This window comes from Acidimicrobiales bacterium, assembly GCA_016794585.1.
In the GTDB taxonomy this organism is placed as follows: domain Bacteria; phylum Actinomycetota; class Acidimicrobiia; order Acidimicrobiales; family DATDAH01; genus JAEUJM01.
The window spans coordinates 224,013-248,353 of sequence record JAEUJM010000032.1 but is presented as its reverse complement, the minus strand read 5'-3'; the positions used below and the strand labels follow the sequence as shown (position 1 = coordinate 248,353).

At 72.4% G+C, this 24,341-nt stretch carries 19 protein-coding genes; 9 read left to right on the top strand and 10 right to left on the bottom strand.

Going from position 1 to position 24,341, the window contains the following annotated elements:
* Positions 1-93: 93 nt before the first annotated feature.
* Positions 94-660 (bottom strand): hypothetical protein, encoded by a 567-nt coding sequence (locus JNK12_17320; protein ID MBL8777706.1) that lies wholly within the window; start codon positions 658-660, stop codon positions 94-96.
* A 133-nt stretch (positions 661-793) separates the two neighbouring features.
* Here JNK12_17320 and JNK12_17315 point away from each other — a divergent pair, with 133 nt between their 5' ends.
* A complete protein-coding gene (locus tag JNK12_17315) occupies positions 794-1,492 on the top strand; it encodes a hypothetical protein (protein MBL8777705.1) in 699 nt (232 codons plus the stop codon).
* Between the two features lie 239 nt (positions 1,493-1,731).
* Here JNK12_17315 and JNK12_17310 read toward each other — a convergent pair whose 3' ends face one another.
* The gene (locus JNK12_17310) at positions 1,732-2,151 is read right to left on the bottom strand and encodes a hypothetical protein (GenBank protein ID MBL8777704.1); all 420 of its coding nucleotides are present in this window, start codon (positions 2,149-2,151) and stop codon (positions 1,732-1,734) included.
* A 52-nt stretch (positions 2,152-2,203) separates the two neighbouring features.
* Positions 2,204-5,464: a hypothetical protein gene (locus tag JNK12_17305; GenBank protein ID MBL8777703.1), complete on the bottom strand. Its 3,261-nt coding sequence runs from the start codon at positions 5,462-5,464 to the stop codon at positions 2,204-2,206.
* 316 nt (positions 5,465-5,780) lie between these two features.
* On the opposite strand from JNK12_17305, the gene JNK12_17300 reads away from it, so the two are divergent.
* Both JNK12_17300 and JNK12_17295 read left to right on the top strand, forming a co-directional pair.
* On the top strand, positions 5,781-5,951 hold the full coding sequence (locus JNK12_17300) for a hypothetical protein (GenBank protein ID MBL8777702.1): 171 nt from the start codon (positions 5,781-5,783) through the stop codon (positions 5,949-5,951).
* 489 nt (positions 5,952-6,440) lie between these two features.
* Positions 6,441-6,617 (top strand): hypothetical protein, encoded by a 177-nt coding sequence (locus tag JNK12_17295; protein ID MBL8777701.1) that lies wholly within the window; start codon positions 6,441-6,443, stop codon positions 6,615-6,617.
* Between the two features lie 24 nt (positions 6,618-6,641).
* Here JNK12_17295 and JNK12_17290 read toward each other — a convergent pair whose 3' ends face one another.
* On the bottom strand, positions 6,642-10,061 hold the full coding sequence (locus JNK12_17290; protein ID MBL8777700.1) for an AAA family ATPase: 3,420 nt from the start codon (positions 10,059-10,061) through the stop codon (positions 6,642-6,644).
* A 159-nt stretch (positions 10,062-10,220) separates the two neighbouring features.
* Here JNK12_17290 and JNK12_17285 point away from each other — a divergent pair, with 159 nt between their 5' ends.
* The 6 genes from JNK12_17285 (at position 10,221) to JNK12_17260 (ending at position 14,308) form a co-directional block, all read left to right on the top strand.
* Positions 10,221-10,733, top strand: coding sequence for a helix-turn-helix transcriptional regulator (locus JNK12_17285; GenBank protein ID MBL8777699.1), 513 nt, complete (start codon positions 10,221-10,223; stop codon positions 10,731-10,733).
* A gap of 51 nt (positions 10,734-10,784) precedes the next feature.
* Positions 10,785-11,342, top strand: coding sequence for a hypothetical protein (locus tag JNK12_17280; protein MBL8777698.1), 558 nt, complete (start codon positions 10,785-10,787; stop codon positions 11,340-11,342).
* 67 nt (positions 11,343-11,409) lie between these two features.
* Positions 11,410-11,940, top strand: coding sequence for a hypothetical protein (locus JNK12_17275; GenBank protein MBL8777697.1), 531 nt, complete (start codon positions 11,410-11,412; stop codon positions 11,938-11,940).
* A 65-nt stretch (positions 11,941-12,005) separates the two neighbouring features.
* Positions 12,006-12,263 (top strand): hypothetical protein, encoded by a 258-nt coding sequence (locus JNK12_17270; protein ID MBL8777696.1) that lies wholly within the window; start codon positions 12,006-12,008, stop codon positions 12,261-12,263.
* Entirely contained in the window at positions 12,260-12,691 is a 432-nt protein-coding gene (locus JNK12_17265; GenBank protein MBL8777695.1) for a type II toxin-antitoxin system VapC family toxin, read from the top strand. The genes JNK12_17270 and JNK12_17265 overlap by 4 nt, the downstream gene beginning before the upstream one ends.
* 225 nt (positions 12,692-12,916) lie before the next feature.
* Positions 12,917-14,308: a hypothetical protein gene (locus tag JNK12_17260; protein ID MBL8777694.1), complete on the top strand. Its 1,392-nt coding sequence runs from the start codon at positions 12,917-12,919 to the stop codon at positions 14,306-14,308.
* Positions 14,309-14,353: 45 nt separating this feature from the next.
* Here the strand turns inward: JNK12_17260 and JNK12_17255 are convergent, their stop codons facing one another.
* From JNK12_17255 to JNK12_17230, 6 genes are all read right to left on the bottom strand, one after another.
* Complete coding sequence (locus JNK12_17255; protein MBL8777693.1) at positions 14,354-16,186, bottom strand: class I SAM-dependent methyltransferase; 1,833 nt, start codon at positions 16,184-16,186, stop codon at positions 14,354-14,356.
* A gap of 106 nt (positions 16,187-16,292) precedes the next feature.
* The gene (locus JNK12_17250) at positions 16,293-17,474 is read right to left on the bottom strand and encodes a hypothetical protein (protein ID MBL8777692.1); all 1,182 of its coding nucleotides are present in this window, start codon (positions 17,472-17,474) and stop codon (positions 16,293-16,295) included.
* Positions 17,475-17,556: 82 nt separating this feature from the next.
* On the bottom strand, positions 17,557-18,438 hold the full coding sequence (locus JNK12_17245) for an alpha/beta hydrolase (GenBank protein ID MBL8777691.1): 882 nt from the start codon (positions 18,436-18,438) through the stop codon (positions 17,557-17,559).
* Positions 18,431-19,234 carry an alpha/beta hydrolase gene (locus JNK12_17240; protein ID MBL8777690.1) on the bottom strand — a complete coding sequence of 268 codons (804 nt, stop codon included), beginning with the start codon at positions 19,232-19,234 and terminating at the stop codon, positions 18,431-18,433. The genes JNK12_17245 and JNK12_17240 overlap by 8 nt, the downstream gene beginning before the upstream one ends.
* A 2-nt stretch (positions 19,235-19,236) precedes the next feature.
* On the bottom strand, positions 19,237-19,512 hold the full coding sequence (locus tag JNK12_17235) for an acyl carrier protein (protein MBL8777689.1): 276 nt from the start codon (positions 19,510-19,512) through the stop codon (positions 19,237-19,239).
* A gap of 88 nt (positions 19,513-19,600) precedes the next feature.
* Complete coding sequence (locus JNK12_17230) at positions 19,601-24,325, bottom strand: acyltransferase domain-containing protein (GenBank protein MBL8777688.1); 4,725 nt, start codon at positions 24,323-24,325, stop codon at positions 19,601-19,603.
* Positions 24,326-24,341: the final 16 nt, after the last annotated feature.

The window sequence follows — 24,341 nt, the reverse complement described above, 5'->3', positions numbered from 1 at the left end:
CTGGTCGCACGGCCCGGCGTCGGGGCGGTGGCGATCGGATCCCTGATCGCCACCGCCCCGCGCCCACAGCAGCCGGGGGGACGGCCGCCGCGGTCAGCTGCGGCGCACGGTCATCTGGACCGTGTCGCGCCGGGTGGTGAGGCTCTCATCGGTGGTGCTCAGCTTGAACTTGCAGTTCAACGTGGCGCCGGCGGGCGCCGTCCGCTTCACCTTCACCTCGACCACCCAGTCCGGGCCGACGGGACCGGGATACACAAAGCCGGTGAAACCAGCGACGACCTGGGGGGTGTAGTCGATCAGGATCGGGGTGACGCCGAAGTAGGTGACCTTGAAGCTGCTGTTCCCGGCGCAGCCTCGGAAGCTCACGTCGATTGTTTCGTCGCCGTCGTTCTGCGTCCGGAGGTAGAAGCGGACCGTGGTGCCCCGGGCGGCGTTGCGGCTCATCGTCTGGCCGGCGCCCGTGGTGTTGTAGACGCCATCGCCGGCATAGGTCCTGTTGTTCTTGCTGACGAGAGCATCGGGCTGCTCGGGGAGCGGGAAGGGGTCGACTCCCTCCCCCTCCGCCGTGGCCGGCGCCGCACCGATGGCGAGCAACAGTGCCACCAGCGCACCCGTCACCACCACCCGCGGCAGGTGCCGCCGAGATGTTCCGTTGGGCACGATGTTCCTCCTCGATGGATGAGCGCTTCATCATCGGTGGAGACCTGGCTCGGCGATACCGCAATCTGGGCCAAATCAGGTTTGGCCCACATTGCGGTATCGGAGCCTTCGACACCGTGAAACAGTCGGCGCCATGTCTGCCTCCGTCACCCGGCGATTCGCCGCGACCCTGCTCCTCCTGCTCGCTGTCGGCCTCAGCGCCTGCTCGAGCGACGACGGCGGCACCGAGTCGGCGGGCGAGGGCACCACCGCCACCGAAGCTTCGGACGACAGCGGTGGTGACGACGGTGGGTTCGAGCCCACGGTCGAGCAGTGCGAGGCCGTCGGCTCGGTTCCCGAGGACGCAGCCGCTCTGGAGGAGACGGTTGCGCTCTTCCCCGAGGATCTCCAAGAGGACGTCCGCCAGTTCGGTGACGACTTGGCGGCCTACGTCACCTCGTTCGACGACCAGACCGGCGAGCCCTCCGCTCCCGAGCCCGAGCCGTCCGAGGCGCTGACCCCCGTGTTCGAGACCTGTTCGGAGCTGCTCGCGACCGACGACACCACCCCGGCCGGCGGCGGCGAGGCGACCTTCACCTATGGCTCGATCCAGATCGCCGGCGAGTCCGCCGTGATCTCGGTCTCGGGCGAGTGCACGGACGGCACGTTCCCAACCGAGGTCGAGCTGGTCTTCGGGCCCTTCAGTGACATCGCGACGGCCGCGGACCTCGGAGGCGGCGAGTACGAGTTCACCATCGACGTCGCCGCTGGCGCCACCGAGGCGCAGTTGCAGGACGAGCTCGGCCTCGATCCCGAGTCGATCGAGACCAGCATCACCGGCACCTGCGGCTGACGCTCGACGACGTCGAGGGCCACCGGCTCGGCCGTGGGGGGTGTTGACCGACACGTCCCCGGCCGAGCCGGCGCCTTCGTCACCCCGCCGATCCGATGACCGACACCAGTGGCGGAGAGGGTTGCTTCACCAAGTAGGCGCCTGAGAAGGCCAAAGAGTTCCCGCCGAACGGAAATTGCCTCCGCCATGTGCTCCCCGCGCCGAGCGGACTCGGCCCGAGCACGGCCTCTGAGCTCGCCTCAGGCGTCGGCGACCGCTTCGTCCGAAGGGCTCGCCTCTGCCGCATCGGCGTCGCCGTTCGACGCGTCGACGGGGTCGCCTTCGTCGGCCAGCAGGCCGTTGGCGACCGCCAGCGCGTAGGCCACGTGGGAGGCCTTGTCGTAGACCGCGGTGAAGTAGTGCTCCGCGTTGGCGCCCTGGCCGGGGAGCGACGGAGTCCCCAGCGAGCGCACCAGCACGGTGGGGTCGTCGGGCACGTGCACCGCGGCGGCGAGGTCGGCCGGCGCCGTGCCGGGCACCTCCCAGAAGTCGACCGCCTTCTTGGCCTTGGCCTTGGCCTTCCCGCCACCGCCACCGCCCGAGGGAGCGCCGCCGCCGTTGGGGTTGCCGGCGTTGCCGCCGCCGCCCTTGCCGCGGCCGGACCTGCGACGAGCGCTCATGTTTCCCGCTCCTGTTCGCTTCGCTCACGGGCCGCTCGGGCCACCGCTACGCTCACGCCGCGTCCTCTTCGCCGTCGGCGTCGGTGCCGGTGTCGCCGTCGCCGTCGACCTCGTCGAGCAGCTCGTCCATGCGCAGGCCCAGGGCCCGGCGCAGCTGCTCGGGATCGAGGTCCTCGACGCTGGAGGACTTGGGCAGGGCCACGTCGGCGATCTTGCGCTTGCCGGCCACGACCTCCTCCACGCGGGAGTCGATGGTGCCGGGGCAGATGAGCTGGTGGTAGATGACGGTGCGGGTCTGGCCGAGCCGCCACGCTCGGTCCCGAGCCTGGTCCTCGACCGCGGGGTTCCACCAGCGGTCGTAGAGCACCACGTGGTTGGCGGCGGTGAGGTTGAGGCCGGTGCCGCCCGCCTTGAGCGACAGCACCAGGGCGGCGGCACCGTCGGTGTCGTTGAAGTTCTCGAGGATCTGGTCGCGGGCGGTGCGGGTGAGGCCACCGTGGTAGCACTCGACCGGCGTCTTGGTGCGCTTGGTCAGGTGCTCGGCCATGCGCTGGCCCCACTCGGCGTACTGGGTGAACACCACGATGCGCTCGCCGGCCGAGAACACCGAGTCGACGATCTCGTCGAGGCGGGCCAGCTTGCCCGACCGGTCGGGCAGGCCGTCGTCGTCGCCGGTGTAGGCCGCGGGGTGGTTGGTGATCTGCTTCAGCGCGGTGATGGCGGCGAAGACGTGGCCCTTGGCGGAATCCTCGCCTTCGGCCTTCAGGAGCAGCCGGTCGATGACCGCCTGGTAGAGCCCGATCTGCTCGGGGGTCATCGCACAGTGGTCGATCTCGTCGATGCGGTCGGGGAGCTCGGCGGCGATGACGGGCTCGTCCTTGGTGCGACGGAACACCAGGATGCCGTTGAGGGCGCGCATGGCGTCCTCGCCCTCCTTGCGGGTGGCGTCGCGGTCGGCGGAGAGATGGGTGACGAACGCGGATCGGGCGCCCACGAGCCCGGGGTTGGTGAAGTCGAGGATGGCCCACAGGTCGCCGAGGCCGTTCTCGATGGGGGTGCCGGTGAGGGCGACCTTGGTGCGGGCACCGATGCGGCGCAACAGTTGCGCCGTCTCGCTCGTGGGGTTCTTGATGACCTGGGCCTCGTCGAGGACCATCTTCGTCCACTCGATGCTGGACAGCGCCTCGACGTCACGCACTGCGGTGCCGTACGTGGTGATGATCACGTCGGCCTGCTCGACCTCTTCGGCGAGGTCGGCGGCCGAGGCGCGTCGGGCACCGTGGTGCACCAGCACCCGGAGCTCGGGCGTGAACTTGTTGGCCTCGCTGGCCCAGTTGGTGACCACCGCCGGCGGGGCCACGACGAGGGCCGGGCCCTGGTCGTGGGTGGCCAGCAGGTGCGAGAGCATCGTCGGCGTCTTCCCGAGACCCATGTCGAGGGCGAGGCAGCCGCCGAGGCCGGCGGCGTCGAGGAAGTTCAACCACGCCAAGGCGTCGCGCTGGTAGCTGCGCAGCTCGCCCACGAAGCTGTCGGGAGGATCGGCGGGCTCGGTCCGCATCTCCTGGGCGGTGCGCAGGATGTCGGTGGCCCAGCTGGCGCCCTGCACCTGCACGCCACCGGCGAGGGGGGTCCCTTCGAGGCCGAGCGCGTAGCGCAGCATCTCGGCACCGGTGAGCTGCTCGGTGCTGGCCCGCTCCTCGAGGGCCGCGGCGGCCGCCTCGAGGTCCGCGTGCTCGACGGCCACCCACTTGCCGCCGGAGCGGACGAGGGGGCGGGCCTCTTTGGCCAGCTTGGCGATCTCGGCGGCGGTGAGCTCGACGTCGTCGAACACGACCGACCAGCGCACCTTGGCCAGCTGGCCGGCGCCGCTGCCACCGGTGGAGGGGTCGCTGTCGAGGCGCAGTGCGGGGCTGACCTTCCGCGGGGACATGGCCGGCACCCGCACGTCGAACCCGGCGGTGATGAGGTTGCGGCCGGTGACCGACATGAGCTGCCACGCCTCGTCCTGGCTGAGGATGACGTCGCCGCGGCGGTGGCTGCCCAGGCGGTTGAGCTCGGGCAGGAGTCGCTCGAGCCGGCCGAGGTCGGCCTCGAGCTCACGTCGCTTCGAGCCGGCGTTGACGAGGGCCACGTCCACGGAGACGAGGCGCTTGTCCGGGCCGGGCGCGAGCACCTTGAGGTGCCAGGCGCCGCCGACATCGGGCGGGTCGAGCTGCACCACGATCTGGCGGGTCGAGGGGTTGACCACGGGCTTGGCCCAGCGGTCGATCTGGCCGGCGACGTCGCCCGCGACCACCGAGGGGGCGGTGAACTCGCTGCCGTCGAGGCGGGTGAGGAAGGCCTCGGCCACCTCGCTCGGACGGTTGACCGTCGGGGGCGGCGCCGCCACCACCACCATCTGGGCGGCCTGGCGGCAGATGGCGTCGACCATGGCGGTGAGCACCAGGTTGGTGACGTCGCGGGCCTCGGACGAGGTGGCCACGGCGCGCACCGAACCGGGCATGGCCTTGGCGAACGCGTTGAGGCGGTTGGCGTCGACCAGCGCCGGCGTCCAGCGCACGTGCACCAGGCGGCTCTTGTCGCCCGAGCCGCGGCGCTTCCGCTTCTGCTTGAGCAGCGGGACCATCGAGCCCTTGGCCACGAGCTCGACGGCCCAGGCGGCCACGGCCGAGAACCAGCGGACGGAGGCGCCGACGCGGTCGTCGTCGTTGCGGTCGGCCACCGCGGCCAGCCAGCCGAGGATGTCGCCAGCGGGGACGGCGAGGCCCGAGGCGTTCGGCCCGCCCGGGATCTGCACCGACGCATGCGGCGCCCACGGCGGAGCACCGGCGCCGACCTCGTCGAGGAAGGCGGCCAGGCCGCTGCGGTCGAGCGGGGCGGCCGTCGGACCTGCGGCCCACGCGACCAGGCGGCCGGCGGACCACGAGAGCTGGAGGCGAGCGACACCGTCGTCGGCCTCGACGGCCGGGGCGCCGCCGGCGGCGGACGGGCCGTCGTCCTCGAGGCCGTCGTCGGCATCCTCGGGAAGGCCGCGGGCCCGACGCAGAGCCAGGACGAGGTCGTGGCGCTCGGCCTCGAAGTCGGCCAGCACCTGCATCCGCTCGGGGCCTTTGACGCTCTCGCGCACGGCATCGAGACCGTCCTCGACCTCGTCGAGCAGGTCCTCCACGACCCACTCCCAGCGGCGACGGTCCGCCTCGAGCAGAGCGAGTTCGTCCTCGGACGCGCGCCCGTCGAGCTCGGCCTGCACCAGCGCCTCGAAGGCGCGCGGGTCGAGCGCCGCCGCGCCGGACGGGAGGGTGTCTATCGACAAGAGACCATCGACAATCTGTTGCTCCGCTTCTTCGGTGGGCGTCGTTCGTCTTCGCCCACGGCTGTGCGCCCCACCCCAACCGCCTACCAGCAGGTGCGCCGCTGACGCCCTACCCCGGTCGGTGAAACCCACGACCCCACGAGGACCCCCACATGGGGTGCGCCTCACCCATGAGCATACCCGCACCAAGGCTCCACACCGCCACGCGGCGTCGCCACATGGCGCCTGCGCTGCGCAGCCGCGGCTCACCCGGACGGATTCGAAGTTGGCCCGATTGCGGTATCTGCCGCGCCCCCTGACCGTCGACAATCCCGACGTGACCCGAACTCGAGACCCCCTCGTCGAACAACCGGTCGACCTCGAAGCCCCCCGATCCCGAGGCCGGGCGGCGGCGCGGCTGGCCGTGGCCGCCGTCCTGCTCATCGGGCTCGTGGCGGGAACCTGCACGAGCGGCGGTGTGGCGGGCGCCGAGGCCGACCCGGCCTAACCCCAAGCCCAGCCTGTCACCGGATCACGCGGCAGTCCCGCACCGGAGACTTGGCCCACATTGCGGTATCCCGGACGGCACCCCATCCGTACCGTCCACGGGATGAGGAGCAGCAAGCACGGCGAAGGCGACAACCGGCAGCGCCGGGCACCTCGGCCCCGCCGAGTGTTCACCGTCGTGGTCTTGGGCATGCTCACGATCGGCTCGCTGGGGGCCGCTCCGGCGGGAGCGATGCGACCCGAGGACAACAGGGGTCAACACGGCTCGCACGCGCCCTCCAACTGGCAGGCCGCCATAGAAGTCGCAGAACCCGAGTGCGTTCAGACGAGCAATGGTGTTCGGGTGAGCGTCGAGGTCCGGGCAGCGATGTGGGCCCGAGATCAATGGGTTCAGGGATTCGAGGTCGAGGCGCAGCTGATTCCCGCCGGAGGGAGCAGTCGAGCCTGGGGATCGCCTGCCCGTCGCAGCCTTAGGACGAGCTCGTTGCGCGTGGAACGCACCCTGGCGGCGCGAACGAACGCGATGGCCCTCGTCGACCCCGAGGGCGAGCGCTACGACTACGACGTCCGGGTCAGGCTGAGGTTCGACCGGCTCGGCCGTGGGGACTACGTGTACCACTCGATCTCGCCGTTCGACGAGCCAGGGTGCAGCGAGCTGATCACCTGACGATCGTGCGCTTGCGTTGATCCGTCACGGCGCGAGGCGGCGGCAGCCAAGTAGGGCGTGACGTCCTTCGGCGACGGCGTCGGTGTGCTCGCGCAGCCGGACCAGCCCGAGACCGTCCGCGTAGCCGCGGAGCCGGCCGATGACCTGCGCATCGGGCACCTCGCCGCGAGCCACCCGCAACCACTGGCCCGCAACCTCCGTGTATGCCGCCGCCAGCGTCGCCCCGACCGCAGTCTCCAGCTGAGCGGCCGATGCCAGGAGCGCCTCGGCTGTGACGTCGTCGCCGGCCACGAGGGCAGCCACTGCCAGGTACCGGTCGACGGCACCGAGGGTGAACACACCTTGGGTGGAGACGACGAGGTGCCCGGTGTGAGGTGCGAGTCGCGCTGCGAGCGCGGCCACGTCGTCGGGCCGGCCCAGGTCCAGCGCCGCCTCCAGCAACAGGGCCAGCGCCCCGGTGGAGGTCTGCTCCTGGCGCAGCGAAGCGAAGCCGTCACGACCGAGGTCATCGAGCACGTCGGGGGCGCGCTCAGCCTCGTCGGCCTGGAGCAGGCACTGCACGAAAACCGCCCGCACCCCCGCCAGGTCGTACTGCGGCACCAGCGCCTCGATCATCGGGAGCAGCTCCCCGAGCTGACCGCGTTCGAGGCGGCGGTGGCAGTCCTGCATCGTCGCCAACGACCAGGCGTAGACACTGCCGCCCGACACGGCCTCCAGCTCTCTGGCGGCGACCATCGAGTCGTCGATCCGACCCTCCATGAGCGCGACCTGACCGCTCGCCACGCGTGACCAGAGCAGGGCGTCCCATGAGCCCCGGTCCTCCCCGAGCCGGCGCAGCTCGTCAACCGCCCCCTCGTAGCCGGCCCGGTCACCGAGCTCGAGGCGGGTGTGCGCGGTGAGACGCACCGCCTCGACGTGGCGACGGGTGCCAGGAGGGGCGCAGGCCCGCAGCTTCTCGGCGACCCGAGCCCGCTCCTCCACCTCCGCGGCACCGAGGAGTGCGCACGCCTTGGCCCACAGCGCTTCCGCCCGGGTGTCGTCGTCCAGCGCGACGACGAGGGCGCGGTCGGCATACGGCCGCCCGGACCCCACGTCGCTCAACACCACGGAGTGGTAGTTCGCCAGCGCCGAGAGCACCCTCGCCTGCCAGTCAGGGTGGTCCGCGCCGAGCAGGGTGAGCGCCTCATGGCACAGCGCGGGGGCGACGTCGTCCGCCTCGCCCGCGTTGACCAGTTCGGCGTACCCCACCGTGGCCCGGGCGAACAGCTCGGGATCACCGAGCGCTCGGGCCAACTCCGCAGCCTTGGCCGCCAACTGCTTGGCGTCGGGCACCTCCCCCTGGCGGGCGACGAGGTCCGCTGACGCGAGGAGGACCTCGGCGAGCACGCGCTGCTCATCGGGTCCCACCCCGCGCAGGATCTTCGCCGCCCGGGTCAGGAGCCGCAGCGCTTCGCCGGGATCGAGATGATCCCGAGCCGATGACGCGGCGGCCAAGGCCGCACGAGCGGCACGCGTCGAGTCACCGACGGGCGCTCCGGCCAACAACAGATCGGCGACCTCCTCGGGTCGCGCGGCCGCCAACCCCTCCAGGAGCGCTCCGGCGGCCCAACGCAGGGACAGCAGCTGCGACGTCGACGAGGTCGACTCGACCGCCCGACGGGTGATGCCGTGGGAGAAGCGGAACGCGGCGTCCGCCTGCCGGTAGAGCAACTGCGCGTCGACCGCCGCCGCCGCATCGTCCAACGCCTCGTCGATGGGCCGGGCCAGCATCGCCGCAACGGTCCGGATGTCGAACTCCTCCCCCAGGACGGCGCCCGCCAGGATCAGGTCGCGCGCCCCGTCGGCCAGGACCTCCACCCGACGGCGGACGATCTCGCTGATGGACAGGGGGACCTCGGTGAACGAGACCTCGTGGTGCGCCTGCCGGGCGAGCTCAGTGAGGTACAGAGGACTGCCGCCGCTCTGCTCGAAGAACCAGTCGACGTCCTCCGGCTCCGGCGCCGACGGCGTGCGGTGACCGACGATGAGCGCCGCCGCCTCCCGGTCCACCCCGCCGAGCGGCACGTCCAGCGTGTCGACCACCCGCGGGAGGTCGGCGAGGAGGGCATCCAGTGCCTCCGGCGCCTCGGGGGTCTCGTTCGAACGGATGGTGAGCACGAGCAGCACCGGCTCCGAGAGCTCACGCTCGAGGGCCCAGCGGAGAGCTTCGACGGTGGGGGCGTCGGCCCACTGGGCATCGTCCAACAAGAGCAGGGCCGGCGCGGGCCCGCCCGCTCGTTCCAGCGCCCGAGCGAACGCCTTGGCCACCCGCTCGCGGGCCATCGACACCTGCTCCGGCGACGTGGCGCCGGCACCGAGATCGTCGGACGCCGCGCCCACCTCCTGAGACAGCGCCGGGAAGGCCTCCGCCAACGGGGCGTAGGGGACGCCCACGCCCTCACGGCAACGAGCGACGTGCACCGACTCGCCCGCTGAGGCGGACCACTCCACCACCTCTGCGGCCAGGCGGGTCTTGCCGATCCCGGGCTCCCCGCGGACCACCACGACCGCCGGCCGTCCGCCCCGCCGGGCCTGGTCCCAGTGGTCGAGGCACCGTGCGAGCTCGCGCTCGCGGCCCACGAGGGGATCACGCTCGCGGAGGAGGTCGAGGAACCGGGGCGTGTGCTCAGCCTCGGATGCGACAGAAAGGGTGGGAGCGACCCTCGGCGAGGTCGGCGCTTCCAACGCCGGATCCTGCTCGAGCACCGCCCGCTCGAGCGCACGGAGCTCAGGGCCCGGCTCGACGCCGACCGCCTCGATCAGGTGCTTGCGGGCCTCCTGGAAGGTCGAGAGCGCCTCGGCCTGACGGCCCGCCAGGTAGAGCGCCCGCATCAACAGACCCCAACGGCGTTCGCGCAACGGCTGCTGGGCCACCAGGACGGAGGCCTCGGCCACGAGTCCCGCAGGGTCGCCCACACCGAGTTGCAGCTCCAGGCGGTCGTCGTCGAGCCCCTCGTAGATAGCGAGGAGGCGGGATCGCTCGGCCGCCGCGGGCGCCCAATCCACCAGCTCGGGAAAGGGCTCACCCCGCCAGAGCGAACGGGCCGCAGCGAGATGGGCCAGCGCCTGCACGGCGTCCGTCGCGGCCGCGGCGCGGCCGAGGTGGCGCTCGAACTCGACGACGTCCGTCGTCACCGCATGGCTCAACCGATATCCGGCCACATCTCGAGCGATGACGTCGTCGCCGAGGGCCCCGCGCAGGCGCGAGAGGTGGCTCTGGAGCGACCGGCGGGCCGTCGGTGGCGGATCGCCCGGCCAGAGCGCCTCGACGAGCCGATCCGTGCCCACCGGTCGGCCGATGAAGAGCGCCAAGGCCGCCAGCGCCTCGGCTTGGCGCCTGCCCTTGACCACCACCGGCTCTCCGCCGCTGGTCGCGGTGACCGGTCCGAGCACGCCCACCCACATGAGAGCCGCAGGTTAGCGGTGTTCACCACACCCCCCGGAACGCCACGACAGCTTTTCCACAACGTCGCCTTGCGATCATCCGCGGAAGGGCTAGGCGTTCCTCCACATGGCCCTACGAAGCGGCCGTCACCGACGGCATTCACACTCGAGGTGCGGGCAATGACGACACATCAGCCAACGGCCAGCCGAGAAGGATCACCCCCCTCGCTCCGGTCGACCCGTGTCTCTGCCCTCCCTCCTCGTGAGCGGGAGATCCTGGTCCTCGTCGAGGCCGGGCACACGTCGGCCGAGATCGCCGAACAGTTGGGCCTGTCCCCTCGTTCGGTGGACAGCGCCCTCGAGCGCACCCGGCAGCGCCTCGGGGCCAAGACCCGCCTGCACGCGGCGCTGCTGATCCAGCTCGTACCGGAAGAGCGAGACGATGACGCCGATGGCTCGGCGTTCGCCGCCGACGTCGCTGACCACATCGACGATGCCCTCCGTGCGCTGATCGTCCGACTGAGCGAAGGTGCCACCGTCACGACCGCGGCCCGCGCCGCCGGCATGTCCCGGCGCTCGGCCAGTCGTCGACTCGCCGAGCTCCGCGACCGCCTTGGCGCCGGCTCGACGTCCCAGACCGTGGCCCTCGCCTGCCGCCACCTCGTCCCCGGCGGCTACCCGGCCGCCTCGTAAGCGGCCCCACGACGCACCGCACCCACGCGAAGCGAACGACGAGGAGGACCGATGCGAGCAACCTTGTGGGCCACTGCGGTCGCTGTGCTCGTGACGCTCGCGGCCGGCATCAGCGGGGCCGGCGCCGAGGTCGCCCCTGCCGTCGAGGCCGAGCCGCTGATCGACGCCCTGATCAGCAAGAACGACGTGACGTACGTCGGCGAAGACACCTACAACACGACCGGCTTCGGGCAGAAGGTGAGTCGCACGGGGCGGCGGGGGACCACGGTGCGGTTCTACGTCCGCGTCCAGAACGACGGCGACGAGGTCCACGAGCCCAGGCTCCTGGGCTGCCCCATCGGCAGCATCCAGGCCAACTCGCCGGACTTCGGGGTCGACTACTTCCTGGTCGGTCCCGGCCACGAACCCCTGCGGATCACCACCCAAGTACAGATGGGGGTGGCGAGGCTCCGTCTGGATCCGGCCGAGTTCGAGACGGTCAGGGTGGACGTCCGGGTCAAGAGCACGGCGAGGGTCGGAGCGACCTTGCGATGCAGGATCCCCGTGGACGGCGGGGGCGCCGCCCTTCCGCCATATGACGCCGTCAAGCTGATCGTGCACCGAGCCTGAGCGCCCTGGAGGTTCAGCCCTGTCCATGCACCACCCCGCTCCAACCCATTGGACGACTCGCGCCGCCGTGCTCGCACTGTCCTTCGTGCTCGCGATCGTCGGCGTCACCGGTGGCACCGCCGGCGCGGCACCGGAGGGTGCCGGTTTCCAGCCCGACCTGAAGGTCTCCGCCAACGGCACGACCTTCGTCGGCGACGAGACCTTCAACACAGGGGGCCGCGGTCAGGCGGTCTCCCGTAGCGCCGTACGGGGCACCACCGCCAACTTCCACGTCGGGCTGCAGATCGAGATGCCGGTGACGCTCGAAGACGTCTCCGACATCACCCTGACGGGTTGCGCAGGAGACAGCAGCTTCAACGTCAAGTACTACCTGCTCACCGCGGACATCACGAGCCAGGTCGTCGGGGGCGGCTTCGTCATCAACCCCTTCATCAGCGGTGCGGATGCCATCCTCGCCGAGCCGAGCTCCATGCCCTTCCGGGTGGCCGTCAAGGTGAAGCGGGCTGCGCCGGTGGGGGCCACGTTCACCTGCCGGGTCCGGGCCACGACCGAGTCGGGCAGCACCGACACGGTGAAGATCACGGTCCGCCGCAGCTGATCCGCTCGGCGGTCATGACGACTCATCACCGCCGGCCCGGTACAGGCTGATGCTATGATGCTTCCGTGCGGACCACCTTGACGCTCGACGAGGACGTGGCCCAGCAGATCAAGCGCCTCATGCGCGAGCGGGGGACCGGGTTCAAAGAGACGGTCAACGAGCTCCTCCGGCGCGGCCTTCGGTCGGACGCGACACCCGAGCCGTACGAGACGCCGACGTTCTCGCTCGGCGTTCGACCCGGGGTGAACCTGGACAAGGCGCTGTCACTCGCCGCCCAGCTCGAGGACGAGGAGATCATCCGCAAGCTCGAGATGGGCAAGTGAAGCTCATCGACGTCAACGTCCTGATCTACGCCATCGACCTCGGCTCACCGAAACACACCGTTGCCAAGTCGTGGCTCGACCACGCCCTGTCGGGATCAGAGACCGTCGCTCTGCCCAGTGCGGTCACCGTCGGCTTCGTCCGCATCACCACCAACCCCAGGATCGTGGCCTCACCCCTCGCGCCCCGACAGGCGATCGACCTCGTCCGCGAGTGGCACGGACGCCCCAACGTCACCGTGCCCCAGCCGACGGCCCGCCACCTCGACCTGCTCACCGAGCTGCTCGAGGCCACCGGCGTCGGCGGCAACCTCGTGACCGACGCCCATCTCGCTGCTCTGGCCATCGAGCACGGCGCCGACCTCGTGTCCTACGACACCGACTTCAGCCGCTTCCCCGGCCTCGTCTGGCAGTCACCGGCGGCGGCGTGATCGGACGCCCGACCCTGGGGACGCTCCAGGAACTGCCCCGCTCGGGCGCTGGCCGGCGCCGCCACCGCCCGGGACGACGGAGAGGGACAACGTGGTGCCGGTTCCGGCGACTTCCCGTCGTTCGCCACACCGGCCTGAGAACCCTCGACGGGGTGCTCCTGCGAGAACGAAGTTGGCCCAAATTGCGGTATCGGCCGGGGAAGCCGCTCCCTAGCGTCCGCGAGCATGAACGCAGATGACACGGCCCTCAGGCGACGCACCCGGCTGGGGGCGGCGGTGGCCCTGACCGCGTTCGTGCTGGCATCCGCCGGCGTCGGCGGTGCCGGCGCCCAGACCGAGGCGGGCGACGCCGAGGTGGCGCCGACGCCCGTGGCGTCCTGGGGCACCACCGGCTCGGGGCCCGGGCAGTTCCGGGGTCCCGGCGTCGCCGGCGTGGGTCCCGACGGCACTGTGTACGTGAGCGACGGCTTCTTCGGCGGCCCCGAGAACGATCGGATCCAGGCCTTCAGTGCCGACGGCAGCTTCATCAGGGCCTGGGGGGCTCCCGAAGAACCCACCAACGAAGGACCCGGTGAGTTCACGAGCGGCCCGCGCGCTCGGGTCGCACCCGACGGCACCGTCTACGCCCAGGACGAGGACCGTGACTCCAACGGAGACGTGCAGTACCGGGTGCAGCGCTTCACCCCGGAGGGCGCTTTCATCGATGTCTGGACCCACGGGCACCCCGACGCCTTCACCGCCGCCGGGAACCTGCTGGTGCGGGTCGATGACAACTCGTACCGGGAGGTCGACCCCACCGGCGCCTCCACCCGCCAGTGGACGCTCGCCAGTGCCCGCCGCATCCTCGGGATCGGTGTGGGGCCCGACGGCAAGATCTACGCGAGCTTCGACACTCCCACCGTGGGCGATCCGATGCGGGTCGCCGTCCTCTCGACAGGGGGCACGCTCATCCGTAGCTTCGCTGTGCTCACATCGGGTGATGTCGCGGTCCACCCGGACGGCTACGTGCTGGTCTCCGGGCTCGCGGGCCTCTTCCGCTACACGACCGCCGGCGCCCTGGTTGACCAGTGGACCGCCGCGGCGGCCTCCAACCTTCGGCTCGGCGACGCCGGCGAGGTGTTGATCGGCGAAACCCTCGCCGATCGGGTGCGCATCGTCACCCCCGTTGGCCCCGACAGGTGGAAGCGGAAGGCCGACGCCCAGATCGGAACGGGAGGCGCGTTGGCGGGCAACAACATCTACAACCTGACCGGCGCCGGCCAGACCAAGTCGAACACGACCTGCTCGAGCCAATACTTGGAGGCGGGCTTTGCCGTCAGGATGCAGAACGATGGCAACGTGGCCGACCGCTTCACGGTGAAGTCCCCCGCCGGCAACAGCCGCTTCACCGTGCGCCACGCCAGCGCGGCAGGCACCGTGACCAGCCGGGTGGTCGCCGGCACCTTCCGCACACCGCTCCTCCTCCCCGGCGAGACCTACGAGATAGGCATCTTCGTCAAGGCCACGGCGGGGACACCTCGGGGCGCCTCGATCACCCAGACCGCCACCGTCACCTCGGTGGCCGACCCGACCAAGAAGGACGTGGTCAAGTACACCGCCACCCGCGGCGCCTGCTGATCGCTGGGCGTCCTCGACGTCGGCTCCCGCCCGGGCCGACGCCTCCTAGCGCCGCCGCGCCAGGACCCGGTACGTGTTGCCGCGGTCGCTGCGCTGGATGAAGACGTTGGCGACCTGGTCGGCCAGGAAGGCGACGACGAGGAGCGGCGCGCCGGCGGCGATCACCGCCAGACGGGCCAGGCCCCGCAGGGGCGAGCCCTTGGGGGTCCAGGGCGCGTCGGCGGGGACGAAGTGGTTGAGCCAGAGCCAGGCGGCGATCACGAAGTCGACGGTCTGGTGGGCCGTGGCCCGGTCGTCGGCCACGACGTCGAAGCCGTGGCGGTCCAGCTCCTCCTTCAGGCGCCCGAGGGGGATGAGGTGCTGGTGCTGGGGCTGGAACCACGGGATCCACCAGCGGCCCACCAACAGCGGGAAGCGGCTCTCGGGGTCGGGCAGCTCGATGAGCAGGTGGCCGCCGGGCACGAGAGCGGTGGCGGCGGCGTCGATCTCGTCCAGCGGCTCACGGGTGTGCTCGAGGTAGTGGTGCATGCTCACCACGTCGTAGGCGCCGGCCATCGTGGGCGCGAGCTCGGGGAACATCCCCCGGTAGCCGTGGTCGACCCAGCCGCGGCGGGCGGCCTCGTCGATCGAGTCGCTGAGGTCGAGGCCGTCGAAGGTGGTCTCGGGCCAGGTGTCCCGGGCCACGAGGCAGAAGTGGCCGTGGCCGGCGCCGACGTCGAGCCAGCGCTCGGGGACGGCCTGGCCCTGCACCATCTCGGCCCGGCCCACGTACGAGTGGTCGCTGGCGCCGAAGATGAACTCGGTGAAGTCCTCGCCGAGGCCGTCGTAGAAGTCCTCGTAGTAGAAGTCCAGGCCCTCGATGGACAGCCGGGGGTTCTGGAAGATGACCCCGCAGTCGCCGCACTCCTCGAGGATGAACTCGCCGGGCTTGTGCTGGAGGACGTCGGTGGTGTGCAGACGCTCGTGCAGGTGGGTCGAGCCGCAGATCGGGCAGTCCGGCCGGCGTTCCTCGAAGAGGCGGTCGAGGCCGAGGCTGAGCTGCTGCTCGTACCACTCACGCCGGCTCTCGATGGGGTCGGGCTTGGGCGGGGGCTGCCAGCGACCGGTCAGCGTCTTCATCCAGCGCACCGGCTCGAGCAGCCACCGCAGCGCCACCCGCGACCCGAGGTCGGACGGCGCCACGGGGGTGCCGGCGGCGCCCACGGCGGGCGCAGCGCAGTAGGCGGCGAGCGCGGCGAGGCCCCACGGCGGGGCCAGCACCAGGCCGGCGCCGATCAGCGCCCACTGGAGGGCGGGCATGGCGAACACGGCCGGGGCGGCCGTCGAGAACAGGGCGTCGACGTAGGCCCGGCGCTTGTCGGGGTCGAGGGGGTGGGTCGTGAGCCCCGGCGCCACGGCGAGGTCCACGTCGGTGGGCGCGAGGCGCTTCAGCTCGATCTCGGCGGCCAGGAAGGCCACCGGATCGAGTCCTTCGGTGACGGGGATGTCGGCCCGCTCGAGCAGGTCGGCGTCGACCAACAGCGCCCGGCCCGCGCCCCGACCGGGGGCCAGGCGGGACCGCCGGTAGTTGGTCGGGTCCACGAGGGCGGCGAGTTCCAACGCCTCCTCGGCGGCGAGGTCGCCCGGCACCAGGTCGACCGCGGCCAGGCCCTGGTCGGCAACGAAGGCACTGGCCGACCGCAGCGTGGCCTCGCCGACGTGCACCCCCTCGGCGGTGACGAGGCGATGGCGCTCGCTGGGCTCCTCGTCGCTCGGGACGAGGGTGGCAAGGGCGCCCAGGCGCTTGCGGGCTTTCAGCGCATCGCCGAGCAGGTACGCGGCGAGCAGGGCGAGCACGACCTTCAGGAGGCGGTGGCGCCGGCGGCGGGTCCCACTCACGGTCGGATCCCGCCGCTCAGCGCCTTCTGGGTACTCCCCTGTGTCGTCCAGAACACACACGAGTACCCAGAACGGGTGGCGGGGTGGGGGCCGGAGCCGGAGGCGGTCATGGGAGGAGCTTCTCCAGGTGGTCGGCGGCTCGGGGGGCTCCCCCGGCGGTGGCGAAGGAGGCGGCGATGCGGGCGGCGCCCTCCCGGAACGAGGGCTCGGTGAGCACCTGCTCGACCGCGGCGCGCAGCGCCGGCGCCTGCACCCGGCCGAACTTCACCCGCAGGCCGGCGCCGGCGTCGACCACCTGCTGCGCCACGACGGGCTGGTCGTCGCGGATGGGGGCGAGCACGAGCGGGACGCCTTCGGCGAGGGCCTCGCAGGTGGTGTTGTGGCCGCCGTGGCCCACCACGGCATCGATGTGGGAAAGCAGCGCCAGCTGCGGGACGAACGGCTGCACCCGAACGTTCTCGGGCACGTCGGCCACCATCTCGGTGGGGGCGACCACCACCGCCTGCACGTCGAGGTCGCGCACCGCATCGACGGCGACGTTGTAGAAGCGCTCCCCCACGGACTGGTTCACGGTGCCGAGCGACACGAGGACGTGCGGGCGACCGGGGTCGAGCCAGTCCCACGGGAACCCGGTGGTCTCCACCCGAGCGGTGGTGGAGGGCCCCACGAACACGTAGTGGCCGGGGAAGCGGTCGACGTCGCCGACGAGGGCGGCGCCCGTGAAGGCCAGCACCAGGTGGTCGGAGAAGCGGAGGTCGCCGGCCGCACGCGCCTCGGCCTCGGGCACACCGAGGCGCACCTGGAGGTCGATCAAAGACTCCTGCACCCACTCGCCGATCTTGGGCAGGCCCGCGAGGGGGTCGGCGAACTCGGCGGAGGTGGTGGCCGAGGTGGCCCAGGGCAGGCCGTGGCGGCGGGCGAGCACACCGCCGACCGAGGCCTGCTGGTCCACGACCAGCACGTCCGGGCGGAAGTCGGCGATGGCGGCCTCGAGGGGCTCCTCCATGGCCAGGGCCAACGGCAGGAGCGCGTCCTCCCACAGGAACTTCAGGGCGGCGGCGCCCCGCAGCCCCTCGGCCCGGTGGCGCAGCGCGTCCTCCATGGAGGCCGGGAGGCGCGGCGGGCAGGGGAAGAGGGCGGCGCCGTCGGCGAGGAGGGGGCCGACCGTGCTCGGCTCGCCCGCCCAGGCGACCTCGTGGCCGCGGGCGGCGAGCTCGTGGCCCACCGACACCGTCGGGTTGACGTGGCCGTGGAGGGGCGGCACCACGAACAGGAATCGGGCGCTCATCCTCGTCCGCCTTCGGCCTCGCCCCTTCGGGGTCCGGTTCGATGCACCGTCCGCCGGCGCGCCGCTCGGCCGTGTCCCGTCCTCACGGCGCCTCTCCCTCCGACGGCGCCTCGGCGCCGGCGGGAGCGTCCTGCGCCGCGGCCAAGGCCAGCAGCTCGGCCATGGCGACCGTCTCGGGCGCCGCCGGGTAGTCCGGCACCGGCTGGCCGAGGATCCACGGCAGGAGGGTGGCCTTCAGCTCGGGCGTCGCCTCCATGAGCACCGAGTGGGTGCAGCCGGGGAGGATGCGCAGGTCGCAGTCGGGCACCAGCTCGTCGAGGTCGCGGGCCCGGTCGAGCAGGTCGGAGTGCTCGCCGTAGAAGGCCAGCACCGGGCAGGCGATGGCGGCCAGCGCCTCGCGGGGCAGGGGGTGCACCGCCTCGAGGTCGTTCAGCATGGTGGTGTCGTAGATGAGGGCCTCGGCGTTGCGGGCCAGCTTGTTCAGCTTGCGGCCGCCCTGCTCCTCGAGCCACTGCTCGACCTCGTCCTCGGCCAGGCCGAACGCGGCAAGGGCCAGGCTGCCGGCCATGTGGTGGCCCCAGCCCTCGACCGCGAAGTGCGCCTCGATGAGAGCGATGCCCGCCACTCGCTCGGGGTGGGCGACGGCCATCTCCAGGGCCACGACGCCGCCGTAGCTGTTGCCCACGAGGTGGACGGGGTGGTCGATGCCGAGCTCGGTGAGCAGGGCGTCGAGGTCGGCCACCGAGTCCTCGACGGTGTAGCCGGTGGGTGGGCGCTCGCTGCGTCCGTGGCCCCGCAGGTCGTAGAGGACGACGTCGCACTCCCGGGCGAAGGGGTTGGCGAGCGTGTAGTAGTAGCTCGACAGGTTGTCCATGACGAGGCCGTGGAGCATGACGACGGTCTGATCGCCCCCGCCGAGTCGGGACACGTGGAAGCGCACGCCGTTGGCCGTGACCTCAGCCATGGGCCACCGCCTCGTGGTCGTCGCCGGGGCCGTCGCCGGGGTCGTCGCCGGAGTCGTCGCCGACGCGACCTGCAACGGTGTCAGACACCGTTGCAGTTACGGGTGAGGCGTCGAGGAGGGCCACCAAGAGCTCGGCCACCTCGGCGCGGGCGTCGAGATGGATGGCGTGGCCGCCGTCGAGCACCACGAGGGCCGCATCGGGCCGCACCTCGGCCACCCGCTCGGCCGCCGGGGCGCACCAGGAGCGCCGGCCGAACACAAAGGCGAGGGGGACGCCGACGGCGCGCAGGTCGTCGTCGGTGACCGGCGGCTCGGCCCGCAGGTCGGCCAGGATCGACGTCTCGGTCAGCAGGCGGCGCTCGGTGTCGGTGGCGTCCGCGCTGGGCGCGTCCCGTTCGTCGTCCGGTCCCCCGTCTCGGATCCCCACGAGCGGCGGTTCGACGCAGGCCACCGCGGTCACCCGCTCGGGGTGGGCGAGGGCCAGGCGCAGGCCGAGGAGCGCGCCGTAGCTGTGGCCGACCACCGCGAAGGGGGGCAGGTCATCGGTCAGCGCGAGGACGTCGTCGACCATCGTGGCGGTGTCGTAACCCGTCGGCGGGCAGTCGCTGAGGCCATGGCCCCGCAGGTCGATCAGGCGGACCGGATGGGTGCGGGCGACCGCCGGCGCCGCGGTGAACCACCAGGACGCCAGGCTGCCGGTGAACAGCCCGTGGAGCATGACCACGGGCGCGCCGGTCGTTTGCTTGCCCAGCTGCTGGACGTGGAAGCGCAGGCCCCCGACCCGCCGGAAGGCCACGTTCAGCCTGCGTCCCCGGGCGTGTCGAGGCAGCCGGCCACGAACTCGACCAGCTGGCCGACGGTCATGGTGACGAGGGCGTCGAGCTCGAGGTCGGCGATCCAGCTGACGAAGTCGACCTGCTCGCCGTAGCGCTCGGTGAGCTCCTCGGCGAGGGCGACGAACTCGATGCTCTCCAGCTCGAGGTCGTCGTTGAACGAGGTGTCCATGGTGACCTCGTCGACCATCAGGAGCTCGTCCTCGCCGATCACCTCGGTGAGCATCTCCGTCACCGCCACGAGAACATGCTGCTTCGTGTCGCCTTCGGCGCCACCCCTCCGGGATCCGAGCTCGTCGTCACCCGCAGCTCCGCTCCGCTCCGCTGCCTCACTCACCGCTGTCACCTCGTGCTCGGTCGTCCCGGTCGTTCGGGTCGTTCTGGGGGGTCGTCCACGACACCACGTAGCGGCGCGCGGTGTCACCTTCACCCACGCTCGCCACCTCGGTGGCGACGGTGCGGTCGCCGATGCGGGCAGTGTCGCCGTCGAGCCGGTCGACCACGAGCGCCTTCGGGCGGCCTTCGAGGCCCACGCCGGCGGCCTTGCCCGCGGCCTCCTTGACCGTCCACAGCCGGGTGAGGGCGAGGTCGCGCTCGGCGCCGACGGTGTCCGGCACGAGGGCGGCCTCCTCAGCGGCCAGGGTGAGGGCGGCGAAGCGCTCGTGGCGGGGCGCCTCGGCCTCGATGTCGATGCCCGGGGCCGGCTCTCCCGGCCCCGCGACCACGGCGGCCGCGGCCCACTCGGTGTGCGCCAATGAGACCTGCAGGTCGTCGACGGTGACCCCGTCGGCCCCCACCGTCGCACCCGGCGGCTCGGCCACCACGTACGGGCGGCCGTCGTCTTGGTTGGCCACGGTGATCTCGGCGGGGAAGAGCGGGCCGGCGCCGCGCGCCCACAGCCACTGGCGCACCGCGTCCTTCACCGCGATGCGCCCGAGCAGCCACTGGCGCTGCGCCTTCGGGTTGAGGCCTTCGTAGGTGGCCCGCTCGTGGTGGTTCAGGAAGCGGCGCATCATCAGCTCGCGGCTGGCGGAGTTGGCCCAGTGCTCGGTGGCGAGGGCCCAGCCGGCGGGGCGGGCCTCGGCCACGGTCAGCTGGTCCGGGTCGCGCAGCACGGGGAAGACGACCTCGTCGGTGTCGAAGCGGGTGTCCTGCCAGCCGTCGATGCGACACCACAGGCGGCCGGCGTCGGCGTCGCGGGCGCTGACCAGCTCGAGGTCGGCGCGCACGAAGGCGTCGGTCAGCTCGCCGATGCGCACCGTGCAGGTGAAGCGGTCGCCCGGCGGGGGGTGGGGGCCGTAGAAGCGGATGCGCTCGATCATCGAGGGCAGGGCGAGGCGGTCGACCTCGGTGTGCATGGCCACCCAGTGGCCCACGAGCTGGCCGGCGCCGTCGAGCAGCGCACCCGGGGCGGCGAGGGCCTCGATCGTCCCCTCGACCCCGGTCGGGCCGAGGGGGCCGATGTCGGTGACACCCTGGTACTGCGGGCCGTGGAAGGCCCAGCGGTCGTGGTAGAGGTCCCACGCCGTGGGGCCCCAGCGGCTGGCGCCGTCGAGGGGCGCGCCATCGGGCGCCGGCGGCTCGGGGTAGTCGTCGGCGAAGACCACCGTGCCCCGGCTGAAGCCCTCGACGCTGACCCGCACCCGGTCGGGGCCGGTGACCGTGGCGTTGATGGTGACGTCGATGGGCGGCTCGACCGCCAGCCAGCGCAGGGCGCGGATGCTCTCGAGCCCGATGGGGACCTTGCCCGGCATCAGGCGGGAGGCCACCTCCTGGAACAGCTGGAGGGTGCAGGTCATGGGCACGACGGGGAACAGGTCGCTGACGTCGTCCCACCCGTCGCGCTGGCGGTAGAAGCGGTGGTCGATGAGGAAGGGCATGGCCTCCATCGACAGCGTGCGGACCTCGGTGAGCGAGGCGGGCTCGTGAGCCGGTGCGTCGGGGGCGACGGCAGGGCCGCCTCGGCCGGGCGCGCCGTTCGTCCCGCCGGGACCCCCGAGATCGACCGGCCCGACGGAGGGCCCGGCGCCCGGGCCCACCGGACCGGCGTCGCGCCACGCGGCGACCACGTCGGCGGCGGCGGGGCCCACCTCGGCGAGGGCGGCGCCGAACTCGGCGAAGACGGGGTGGCTGGCCAGGTCGGCGTCGTCTCCCACCAGGGCGGCGAGGTCGGCGGCATCCACGCCGGCGCCACCGCTCGCGAGATCGAGCCGGGGGGCGGTGGCCGGGTCGAGGTGGACGAGGGGCGCTCCGAGGGCGAGGGGGACGCCGGCGCCGGCGCCGGCGCCTACTCCGACCTCAGGTGGAGGCGACAGCGTCCGGATTCCGGATGCGCTCGCCTCCACCTCGGTGGCGGCAGTCGAGGGGAGCCGGTCGAAGCGGGGGCTGGCGCCCTCGGTCCACAGCGCGGCCGCCACCCGGCGCAGCTGGTCGAGGCCGGCGTGGCGGGGACCGGCGGCCACCACGGCCAGGTGATCGCGGCCCTTCAGGGTGTCGTCCAGGAAGTTGGTCAGGCTGCCCACCCCCACCTGCACGAAGACCCGCACGCCCTCGTCGTGCAGGCGCAGGGCGAGCTCACGGAAGCGGACCGGCTCGAGCAGGTGGCGGATGACGAGGTCGCGGACCTGGTCCGGGTCGTCCGGGTAGGGCGCCACCGTCGTGGCCGACCACACCGGCACCGCCGGCGCCTGGAGCGGCACCCTGGCCGTTGCCTCGCGGACGGGCTCGACGAAGGGGGCCAGCATCGGCGAGTGGAAGCCCGACCGGAAAGGCAGCACCTGGGCCAGCACACGGTCGGCGCGCAGCTTCTCGACCACCTCGGCCACGCTCGGTTCGGCGCCGCAGACGATCGACTGGTGGGGGCAGTTGTCGTGCGACACCACCACGTCGGGGAGGTCCCCCACCGCGGCCTCGGCGGCGTCGGCTCCGCACCCGAGGGCGGCGAAGACCACGCCGGGCACGTCGACGTCGTCGGTGTCGATGGAGTGGATGAACTCGTCGATGTCGGCGTCGGGGATGAGGTGCGAGGCGATCATCGCGTTCCACTCGCCGATGGAGTGCCCCGCCACGAGGTCGGGGCGCACCCCGAGCTCAGCGAGCGCCGCATCGAGCAGGCGCCCGAGGGCGATGATGCCGGCGCCGTGCTCGCCGAGGTGGCGCCCGCCATCGTCGGCGTCGCCGTCGGCGCCGGCCAGCACCCCGAGGGGCAGGCCGAAGTGGGCGGCCACGTCGTCCACGTGAGGGTCGAACTCGGGCTCGACGCCGGGGAAGACGAACGCCACCTTGCCGCCGTTGGTGACGAGGCCGGCGTTGGAGAACCAGACGTCGTTGCGCCCGTGCCACGGCGTGCCCCGGGCCACCACCTTGCGGGCCAGCTCGAGGCGGCGGGCGTCGGGGGCGACCATCGCGAGGCGCCACGGACCCTCGGGTGCGGCCCCCGTGTCGTTCCTCGTGGTGAGGATGGCGGGGTCGTCGAGCTGGGCCAGCAGGTCGTCGGCGGAGGCGCCCGCCAGCAGCACCACCCGCTCCCCTGTGCCCACCCGATCCCCCCGTTCTGCCAGCACGAGCCTGTTCTCCAGAACAGGCTGGTGCTGGCGGAACGGGACGGGTGGGCGGGCGTGGGTCGAGGCCGGCGCCGCTTCGAGGACGACGTGGGCGTTGATGCCGCCGAAGCCGAAGGCGTTCACCCCCGCCACGCGGCGCTCGGGTGGCGCGGCCCACGACTCGGCCTCGCCGAGGGTCCGGAAGCGGGTGTCGGCGAGACGCTCGTGGGGCTCGTCGACGTGCAGCGTCGGGGGCAGCACGCCGTGGTGCAGCGCGAGGGCGGCCTTGATGAGGGCGGCGGCGCCGGCCGCGGGCATGGTGTGGCCGATCATCGACTTCACCGAGCCGAGCACCGACCGCCCGCCGGCGGGTCCGGCACCGTCGGCGGCACCGAAGAACTGCGCCAGCGTGTCGAGCTCGGCCTGGTCGCCGACGGGCGTGGCGGTGCCGTGGGCCTCGATCAGCCCGACCGAGGCGGGGTCGACGCCGGCCGCCGCCCACGCCCGCTCGAGGGCCAGCACCTGCCCGTCGACGCGTGGCTTCATCACGCTGGACGCCTTGCCGTCGCTGGCCACCCCGGTGCCGCGGATGACGGCGTAGACCCGGTCGCCGTCGCGCTCGGCATCGGCGAGGCGCTTGAGCACCACCATGCCGGTGCCCTCGCCGATCAGCAGGCCGTCGGCGCCCCGGTCGAAGGGGCGGATGGCCTCGCTGGGGCTGAGCGCCTTGAGCTGCGAGAAGACGGTCCAGAAGGCGACGTCGTGGCAGTGGTGCACGCCGCCGGCGACCACCGCGTCGCAGCGGCCCGAGCGCAGCTCGTTCACGGCCTGGTCGACCGCGACGAGCGAGCTCGCGCAGGCGGCGTCGACCGTGTAGGCCGGCCCCTGGAGGTCGAGACGGTTGGCGATGCGCGACGCGGCGAGGTTGGGGACGAGGTCGATGGCGGCTTCGGGCCGGGAGGGGCCGAGCTGCGCCTGGAAGGCCGCCTTCACCTCGTCGAGACGGTCCTCGGGGATGCCCGGGACGAGGTCGCGCAGGCTCTCGACGAGCTGCTGGGCCACCCGGACCCGCTGGTCGAAGCGGGCCATGCCCGGCGTGAAGTAGCCACCGCGACCGACGATGACGCCGACCTTCTGGGCGTCGCCGAGCGCGGCCTCGCCGCCGGCGTCGGCGATGGCCGCCGCGGCCACCTTCAGGGCGATCAGCTGGTCGGGCTCGGCGGCCTCGACGGTGACGGGCATGATCCCGTAGGCGGCGGCGTCGAAGGTGGCGAGCTCGTCCACGAACCCGCCGCGGTGGCAGTACACGCGGTCGGGCGGCGCCGGGTTGATGGCGTAGGCCGCCGGGTCGTAGAAGAAGGCCTCCCACCGCTCGGCGGGCACCGCGGTGATGGCGTCGACGCCGCCGACGATGTTGTCCCAGTAGGTGGCGAGGTCGGGCGCGCCGGGGAACAGCGCCCCCATCCCGACGATGGCGACGGGCTCGTTCACGGGGAGGGAGGCGTCAGCCATGAGCCGATCGCACGCG

What these genes read in the sequence shown, in the direction of transcription:
- JNK12_17280 (MBL8777698.1), top strand. Translation starts at nt 10,785, where the DNA reads ATGCGAGCAACCTTGTGGGCCACTGCGGTCGCTGTGCTCGTGACGCTC.
- JNK12_17245 (MBL8777691.1), bottom strand. Translation starts at nt 18,438, where the DNA reads ATGGCTGAGGTCACGGCCAACGGCGTGCGCTTCCACGTGTCCCGACTC.
- JNK12_17310 (MBL8777704.1), bottom strand. Translation starts at nt 2,151, where the DNA reads ATGAGCGCTCGTCGCAGGTCCGGCCGCGGCAAGGGCGGCGGCGGCAAC.
- JNK12_17315 (MBL8777705.1), top strand. Translation starts at nt 794, where the DNA reads ATGTCTGCCTCCGTCACCCGGCGATTCGCCGCGACCCTGCTCCTCCTG.
- JNK12_17285 (MBL8777699.1), top strand. Translation starts at nt 10,221, where the DNA reads ATGACGACACATCAGCCAACGGCCAGCCGAGAAGGATCACCCCCCTCG.
- JNK12_17290 (MBL8777700.1), bottom strand. Translation starts at nt 10,061, where the DNA reads ATGTGGGTGGGCGTGCTCGGACCGGTCACCGCGACCAGCGGCGGAGAG.
- JNK12_17250 (MBL8777692.1), bottom strand. Translation starts at nt 17,474, where the DNA reads ATGAGCGCCCGATTCCTGTTCGTGGTGCCGCCCCTCCACGGCCACGTC.
- JNK12_17230 (MBL8777688.1), bottom strand. Translation starts at nt 24,325, where the DNA reads ATGGCTGACGCCTCCCTCCCCGTGAACGAGCCCGTCGCCATCGTCGGG.
- JNK12_17260 (MBL8777694.1), top strand. Translation starts at nt 12,917, where the DNA reads ATGAACGCAGATGACACGGCCCTCAGGCGACGCACCCGGCTGGGGGCG.